Source organism: Phenylobacterium sp., from assembly GCF_031181185.1.
Taxonomy (GTDB): Bacteria; Pseudomonadota; Alphaproteobacteria; order Caulobacterales; family Caulobacteraceae; genus Phenylobacterium.
The window spans coordinates 1-6,978 of the sequence record NZ_JAPSKZ010000185.1; the positions used below are offsets into that span (position 1 = coordinate 1).

At 71.9% G+C, this 6,978-nt stretch carries 7 protein-coding genes; 3 read left to right on the forward strand and 4 right to left on the reverse strand.

Annotation, left to right across the window (positions count from 1 at the left end; genetic code table 11):
* A partial coding sequence (locus RIF93_RS17250; RefSeq protein ID WP_309092687.1) for an RNA methyltransferase occupies positions 1-1,058 on the forward strand: 1,058 nt, incomplete at its 5' end.
* Between the two features lie 20 nt (positions 1,059-1,078).
* Positions 1,079-2,086, forward strand: a complete 1,008-nt coding sequence (locus RIF93_RS17255; protein WP_309092688.1) for an LLM class flavin-dependent oxidoreductase — start codon at positions 1,079-1,081, stop codon at positions 2,084-2,086.
* On the opposite strand, the gene RIF93_RS17260 is transcribed toward RIF93_RS17255, so the two are convergent.
* On the reverse strand, positions 2,083-3,162 hold the full coding sequence (locus tag RIF93_RS17260; RefSeq protein WP_309092693.1) for a PA0069 family radical SAM protein: 1,080 nt from the start codon (positions 3,160-3,162) through the stop codon (positions 2,083-2,085). The two genes, RIF93_RS17255 and RIF93_RS17260, sit on opposite strands and share 4 nt — an antisense overlap.
* Before the next feature lie 78 nt (positions 3,163-3,240).
* On the opposite strand from RIF93_RS17260, the gene RIF93_RS17265 reads away from it, so the two are divergent.
* The gene (locus RIF93_RS17265) at positions 3,241-3,684 is read left to right on the forward strand and encodes a glycosyltransferase family A protein (protein WP_309092689.1); all 444 of its coding nucleotides are present in this window, start codon (positions 3,241-3,243) and stop codon (positions 3,682-3,684) included.
* Here the strand turns inward: RIF93_RS17265 and RIF93_RS17270 are convergent.
* From RIF93_RS17270 to RIF93_RS17280, 3 genes are all read right to left on the reverse strand, one after another.
* Complete coding sequence (locus tag RIF93_RS17270; protein WP_309092690.1) at positions 3,592-5,217, reverse strand: lytic transglycosylase domain-containing protein; 1,626 nt, start codon at positions 5,215-5,217, stop codon at positions 3,592-3,594. The genes RIF93_RS17265 and RIF93_RS17270 overlap by 93 nt on opposite strands.
* Positions 5,218-5,291: 74 nt before the next feature.
* Positions 5,292-6,107 (reverse strand): uracil-DNA glycosylase, encoded by an 816-nt coding sequence (locus RIF93_RS17275; RefSeq protein WP_309092691.1) that lies wholly within the window; start codon positions 6,105-6,107, stop codon positions 5,292-5,294.
* 63 nt (positions 6,108-6,170) lie between these two features.
* Positions 6,171-6,978 (reverse strand): pyridoxal-phosphate dependent enzyme (locus tag RIF93_RS17280; protein WP_309092692.1); only part of this gene is annotated, 808 nt, incomplete at its 5' end.

The window sequence follows — 6,978 nt, forward strand, 5'->3', positions numbered from 1 at the left end:
CCCACTTCTTCGCCTGCGGCGGCTGCGCCCTGCAGCACTGGGCGCATGCGCCGTACCTTGCCTGGAAGGTCGAGCGGCTGCGCACGACACTCGCCCGACAGCACATCGAGACCGAGATCCTGCCGGCCTACGCGGCAGGCCCGGAGACACGGCGGCGGGTGACCCTGCACGCCCGACGCGGCGACCGCGACGCCGCTCGCCTGGGCTACAAGGCGCGCAAGTCCTGGGACCTGGTGGACATCGCCGTCTGCCCCATCTCGGACCCGGCGATCCAGGCCGCGATCCCGGCGCTGAAGCGTCTTGCCGCGCCGCTCTTCGAGCACCCGAAGTCGGCCCCCTCGCTGCACGTGACCCTGACGCAGACCGGACTCGACATCGACATCACCGGCGTCGAGGCGAAGAGCGGCGGCCTGTCCGCAGACCGCCGGATGCAGCTGGCCGAACGCGCCGCCGAAGCTGATTTCGCCCGGGTGACGCTGGCCGGGGAGGTGGCCTATCAGGCCCGAAGCGCGCTCGTCCGCCTGGGCCCGGCGACCGTCGCCCTGCCGCCGGGGGCCTTTCTGCAGGCCACGCCCGGCGCGGAGGCCGCGATGACCGCCTTCGTCGCCCAATCCGCGGCCGGCGCGACCCGCATCGCCGACCTCTACTGCGGCGTCGGCACCTTCACGTTCCGCCTGGCCGAGATCGCGCCGGTCCACGCCGCCGACTTCGCGCCAGAGGCCGTCGCGGCGCTGGGTGCGGTGCTCGCCAGCCTGCCCGGCCTGCACGCCGTGACGCCCGAGGCCCGGGATCTCGTGCGCCGGCCCGTCCTGGCCGAGGAGCTCAAGAAGACCGACGTGGTGGTGTTCGATCCACCGCGGGCGGGCGCCGCCGAGCAGAGCGCGCAGCTGGCCCGCTCGTCCGTGCCGCGGGTGATCGGGGTCTCGTGCAATCCCGCCACGTTTGCCCGCGACGCGCGGATGCTGATCGACGCCGGCTTCCGGCTGGAGCGCGTGCTGCCGGTGGATCAGTTCCTCTGGTCCCCCCACGTAGAATTGGTGGGGGTGTTCCAGCGCTGAGCGGGACCCATATTGCCGGCATGGTTTCGCTCTCGGTCCTCGACCTCTCGCCCATTCTGGAAGGCTCCGACGCCGCCCAGTCCTTCCGCAACAGCCTGGATCTCGCCCGCCACGCAGAATCCCTCGGCTACAAGCGCTTCTGGCTGGCCGAGCACCACAACATGCCGGGTGTGGCGTCGGCGGCCACGGCCGTCGTGATCGCCCACGTGGCGGCGGGCACCAGCACCATCCGCGTGGGCGCCGGCGGGATCATGCTGCCGAACCACGCGCCGCTGGTGATCGCCGAGCAGTTCGGCACGCTGGAGAGCCTGTTCCCGGGCCGCATCGACCTGGGCGTCGGCCGGGCGCCGGGGACCGACCAGATGACCGCGCGGGCGCTGCGGCGCACGCTGGTGGGCGACGTCGACCGCTTCCCGCAGGACGTGGTCGAGCTGATGAATTACTTCCAGCCGGCCCAGCCGAACCAGATGGTCCGCGCGGTGCCGGGCGCCGGCCTGAACGTGCCGATCTGGATGCTGGGCTCCAGCACCTTCGGCGCAGAGCTCGCCGCCCTCCTGGGGCTGCCCTACGCCTTCGCCTCGCACTTCGCGCCGGCCCAGCTGGAACAGGCGATCCGGGTCTATCGCGCCAACTTCCGGCCCTCGGCGCAGCTGCAGAAGCCGCACCTGATGCTCGGCCTGAACGTCGTGGCGGCCGAGACCGATGTCGAGGCGCGGCGGCTGTTCACCTCGCTGCAGCAGGCGTTTCTGAACCTGCGGACCGGCCGCCCGTCGCCGCTGCCGCCGCCCGTCGACGACATGGACCAGCGGCTGGCCGCGGCGGGGATCTCGCCGAGCGAGCAGGGAGCGCTCGCCAAGGCCGTCGTGGGCGGATGCGACATCGTCCGCGAAGGCCTGCGGGCGTTCGTCGAGGCCTACCAGCCGGACGAAATCATCGTCACGGCCCAGATCTATGACCACGCGGCGCGGCTGCGCTCGTTCGAAATCACCGCCGAGGCGGCCAAGGCGCTTGCGGCCGAGCACGCCTAGCGCCCGAAGAGGTCGATCTGGTCGCCGGCCTTCGGCGGCCGGCGGAACTGGCTCATGTCCAGCTCGCCCCCGCGCTGGTTCAGCGCATAGCGCTTCTGCGCCGCCTTGAAGCGAGCGCTCATCAGCTCGCCGATGGGACCTTCGCCCTTCATCCGGCTGCCCCACTGGGCGTCGTAGTCCTTGCCGCCGCGCATCTGGCGGACGAGCGACATCACCCGGCGGGCGCGGTCCGGATGGTCCGTCTCGAGCCACTCGCGGAACAGGTCCTTGATCTCCATCGGCAGACGCAGCGCCACGTAGCCGGCGCCGGTCGCCCCAGCCTCGGCGGCGCGCTCCAGCACCGCCTCCATCTCATGATCGTTGAGGCCGGGGATGCAGGGGGCGAACATGACCGTCACCGGGACGCCGGCCGCCGTGAGCCGCCGCACGGCGTCGATGCGCTTCTCAGGGGTCGCGGCGCGGGGCTCCATCGAGCGGGAGAGCGTGCGGTCCAGGCTGGTGATCGAGATCGCCACCCGCACCAGGTTCATCGTCCCCGCTTCGGCCAGCAGGTCCAGGTCGCGAACGACGAGGGCCGACTTGGTGATCACGGAAAAGGGGTGCCGGAACTTCAGCAGCACCTCGATCACCTGCCGGGTGACCCGCAGCAGTCTTTCCTGCGGCTGATAGGGGTCGGTGTTGCCGCCGATGTGGATCAGCTCGGGTTTGTAGCGCGGGTTCGAGAGTTCGGCCTCAAGGAGCCGCGCCGCCTCGGGTTTGAAGAAGAGCTTGGATTCGAAGTCCAGGCCCGGCGAGAGGCCCATGTAGGCGTGCGCCGGCCGGGCGTAGCAGTAGATGCATCCGTGCTCGCAGCCCCGGTACGGATTGATCGAGGCCGAAAAGCCCACGTCGGGGCTGTCGTTGCGGCTGATGATCACCTTGGCCTTCTCGGGCGCCACGGTGGTCCTGAGCGGTGCGGCCTCGTCGTCCTCGGGCGTCCAGCCGTCGTCGAAGGCCTCGCGCACCTCGGCTTCGTAGCGGCCGCTGGCATTGGAGCGGGCGCCGCGCCCGCGCAGTTGCTGGGTGAAGGTCTTCACAGCCACGTTCTAGCGCCCGCAAGAGAACAGAACAAGAACTCAGTTGACGCGGACGCGTTCCGCAGCGCTTGTCCGGCCATGCTTTCGGTGATCGTCGACGCGCGCGAAGCGCCCCGCAGACTGCCCGCGTTGCTGGCCCAGCTCACAGGCGGGGCGGTGGAGGGGCTGGTGCGGGAGGTGTTCATCGTCGCCCCGCACTCCGACAAGGTGCAGGCGATCTGCGAGGACATGGGCGCGGAGGCGGCGGACACCATCGAGGCGGCGCTGGCCTGGGCCAAGGGCGAGACGGCCCTGGTCCTGCCGGCGGACCTGCGGCTGCGCGACGGATGGATCGAGGCGCTGACCGAGCACCTTGCTGCGGACGGCGGCGACGCGCTGGTCAGCGGCCTTTCTGAGGGTGGGCTGCTGTCGAAGCGACCCTACGGCGTCCTAGTCGCGCGCAGCCGGGTTGTTCGTCTTGAGAACCCCGACCTGAAGCGCCTGCGTCGTCAGCTGGGGCTGCGGCCCTTGCGGATTGGGTAGGTCGAGGCGCAGGTCGACCGTGCGCGCGCCGGTCGCCAGGGCGTCCAGCGATCGGGCGTCCTCGCCGAACAGGCGCTTGTAGGCCCAGTAGCCGGCCACGACCTTCTCGACATAGTCGCGGGTCTCGAGCGCGGGCAGGGACTCGATCAGCATCAGCGGGTCGTTGTCGCCCGCCGCGCGCAAGGCCTTCTGCACCGCGCCGGGGCCGCCGTTGTAGGCCGCCACCACACGCAGCAGGTCGTAGCCGACGCCGCGGTCGGTCAGCCAGGCGATGTAGTCCTGGCCGATGCGCAGGTTCGTGGCGGGATCCAGCAGCGGCTTGTAGTCGGCCTTGAACTTGTCGTCGCCGGTCGTCAGGGCCGCCGTCGTAGGCATCAGCTGCATCAGGCCGATGGCGCCCACGGGCGAGATGGCCTGTGGATTGAAGCGGCTCTCCTGGCGCACGATCGCGTAGACCAGCGCCCGGTCGACGGTGAAGCCGTCCTTCGGCTCCAGCGTCGGCAGCGGATAGTCGCCAAGCGTCAGGTATCCCGGCCCGACGCTCTCGCTGGACCCCGGGGTGATCTCGGCGATCAAGGCCTTCCAGTTGTCGCGCTCGACCGCGGTGCGGGCCAGCGCGAGGCCGACGCGCAGCTCCTGCCGGGCGTCTTCCATCCGGCCGATCTGAACCAGCGCGGCGGCGCGGTGGGCGCGGGGCTGGGTCTGGATGAAGCGGACGATCTCGGGGCTGGCCTGGCGGCGGCCATGCGATGCCGGCGCGGGCGCGGGGGTGCGATAGCTGGCCAGGACCACCTCGCCGGTGGCCGCGGTGGTCAGCTGCACCTGGCGGGCGGCCAGCATGCCGTAGAAGGTGTGCGGAGCCTGGGCGGCGCGCCGCAGGAAGGCGCCCCCGGCGATGGGATCGCCCACATTGGTCGCGGCGCGATAGGCCCAATAGGCGCCGGCCGCGCGCAGCCAGACATCCTCGTCCTCGTCGCCCGCCACCTGGGCGAAGTAGTCCTGGGCGGTGGCGTAGTCGCGCAGCCGGTAGGCGGCCAGACCCGCGATCCAGCGGTCGGCGCACTCGACGGCCAGGTCGTAGGCGCGCTTCACGTCGCCGGAGTAGAAGGCGTCGCGCGCGGCGAAGGTCGCCTCGCTACGGGCGCTGTTCAGCGCCGCGACGGCGGGCGCCGGCGGCGGCGGCGCGTCGGCGGGTTTGCGCTTGTTGGCCAGCGAGAAGACCTTGTCGGCCAGGGGCAGGTCCCGGAAGCGGCCCAGCCAGCCGGTCAGCTCCTCGAAGCTCGCCTTGTGCGCCGTCGGATGCATCAGCTGGCGGAACGACAGGTAGCCCTGCAGCGAGGTGTCCCTGACGTTCGCAAGCTCGAGCTGGGCGCCGACGAAGTCGCCTTGGTCGGCGGCGGCGAAGGCGCGGGCGTAGGCGCGGGCGTCCTGCTCGGACAGCGGCCGCGGCGAATCGGCCGCCGACGCGGCATGCGCGGTCGCAGACAGGACGAGGGCGGCAACCCCGAGGCACAGGCGCTTTGCGAGCGTCATGCGGACCTTTTCGCGCCGACCTGTCTAACGCGGCCTAAACGCGAACCCTTTTCCCGAAAATCGAAGCGGAGACGCTAGGCAGGCCTGTCCGGACGATCAAGCCGTTCCGTCAAGGTCAAAAGGTCGCTCCACGCCCGCTTCTTGGCGCCTGGCTGCCGCAGCAGGAAGGCGGGATGAAGGGTGGGCATGGCGGGCAGCTCCAGGGCGCCGTCGCTCGAGCGCCACTCGAACCACCGGCCTCTGAGCGACAGGATTCCCTCGTCTTTCCTGAGCAGGCTCTTGGCCGAGGCGCCGCCCACCAGCAGCAGCATCTTCGGCTTCGTCAGGGCGATGGCGCGTTCCAGGAAGGGCGCGCAGACCGCCTGTTCGTGCGGCGCGGGCGTGCGGTTGCCAGGCGGCCGCCAGAAGACGGTGTTGGTGATCAGCACGCGCTCGGTCAGGCCCGCCGCGGCCAGCATCCGGTCCAGCAGCTTGCCGGCGCGGCCGACGAACGGCAGGCCCTGCAGGTCCTCTTCCTGGCCGGGACCTTCGCCGATGACCATGACCGGCGCGTCCAAGGCGCCCCGCCAGCAGACGGCCTTGCTGGCGCCCTCATAGCGGAAGCCGCAGCCCTCGAAGCCGGCGATTGCGGCGGCCAGCGCTTCCATGTCCTGCGCCTGGGCGGCCAGGGTCTGCGCCTGGACGATGGCCTGGGAGACGTCGGGCGCCGCGGCGGCGGGGCCGGGCCGAGCCGCCGGTGCGAGGGCGATGGGTGCGACCGGCTTCGGCGGCAGGATCTTGCCGGCCTCGATGCGGTCCAGCGGTTCGTCCAGCAGCACGGCGTCCACGCCCGCGTCGGCCCAGAAGGCGAGCAGGCTCTCGGCGACGGCGCGGGGCAGGGGTTCAGGCATCGGTCTCACGATGCTTAAGGCGCCCGGCGCGCTGGCGGAACCCGGCATGCGTCCGCGGGTGGGCTATTGCGGCGGCGCCTCACTGGCGACCAGCAGGACCCGGCTTGCGGCGGTCAAACCGAGCGCCTGACGAAGCGGCTGGTCGTCCGCCGCCCGGAGCAGGCCCGCGAGCCCTGCGGCGCCTGAGGGCGTGCTCCGGGGGCCGCCGTGCGCCGTCAGGGCGTCCGGCGCGGCTTCGAGCACGTCCTCTTCGACGGCGACGGCCTGGGCTCCGTGGCGAAGCAGAATGCGCAAGGCCGGCGCCGAAGCGCGGCCGCACGACAGCATCTCGGCGGAGGTGTGCAGGTCGCCCTCCAGCTGAACGAGCCGCCCGGCCTGAAGGGCGGACCCGACGCAGGCGGCGCGATCGGGCTCCACGACGACCACTCTCGGCCCATCAGGCAGCCGCCGCGCCAGCCCCTCGGCCAGGGCCGCGGCCAGGCCGCCGACGCCGGCCTGCAGGAAGACGTGCGTGGGAGGCGCCTCGAGCTGGCCGGCGATCTCCTCGGCCATCAGGTCGTAGCCGGACATCACGTCGGCGACCACGGGATCGTCGGGGTCGCCGCTGGTGTCGGGGATCAGCAGACCCGCGCCGCCTGCCGCGGCTTGAAGGGCGGCCTCCACGGCGTCGTCGTAGTCGCCCTGCACCAGCGCGACCTCGGCCCCGCAGGCGCGGATCCGCTCGCTGCGCACCGGCGGCAGGTCGGCCGGAAGGAAGATCCGGGCGGCGGCGCCCGCCAGCCGTGCGCCTTCCGCCACCGCCAGCCCGTGGTTGCCGTCGCTGGCGCAGATCAGGGTCGGCGCGCGCCGGGCGCGGCCGTCGAGCAGCTGG

What these genes read in the sequence shown, in the direction of transcription:
- RIF93_RS17255 (WP_309092688.1), top strand. Translation starts at nt 1,079, where the DNA reads ATGGTTTCGCTCTCGGTCCTCGACCTCTCGCCCATTCTGGAAGGCTCC.
- RIF93_RS17270 (WP_309092690.1), bottom strand. Translation starts at nt 5,217, where the DNA reads ATGACGCTCGCAAAGCGCCTGTGCCTCGGGGTTGCCGCCCTCGTCCTG.
- RIF93_RS17265 (WP_309092689.1), top strand. Translation starts at nt 3,241, where the DNA reads ATGCTTTCGGTGATCGTCGACGCGCGCGAAGCGCCCCGCAGACTGCCC.
- RIF93_RS17275 (WP_309092691.1), bottom strand. Translation starts at nt 6,107, where the DNA reads ATGCCTGAACCCCTGCCCCGCGCCGTCGCCGAGAGCCTGCTCGCCTTC.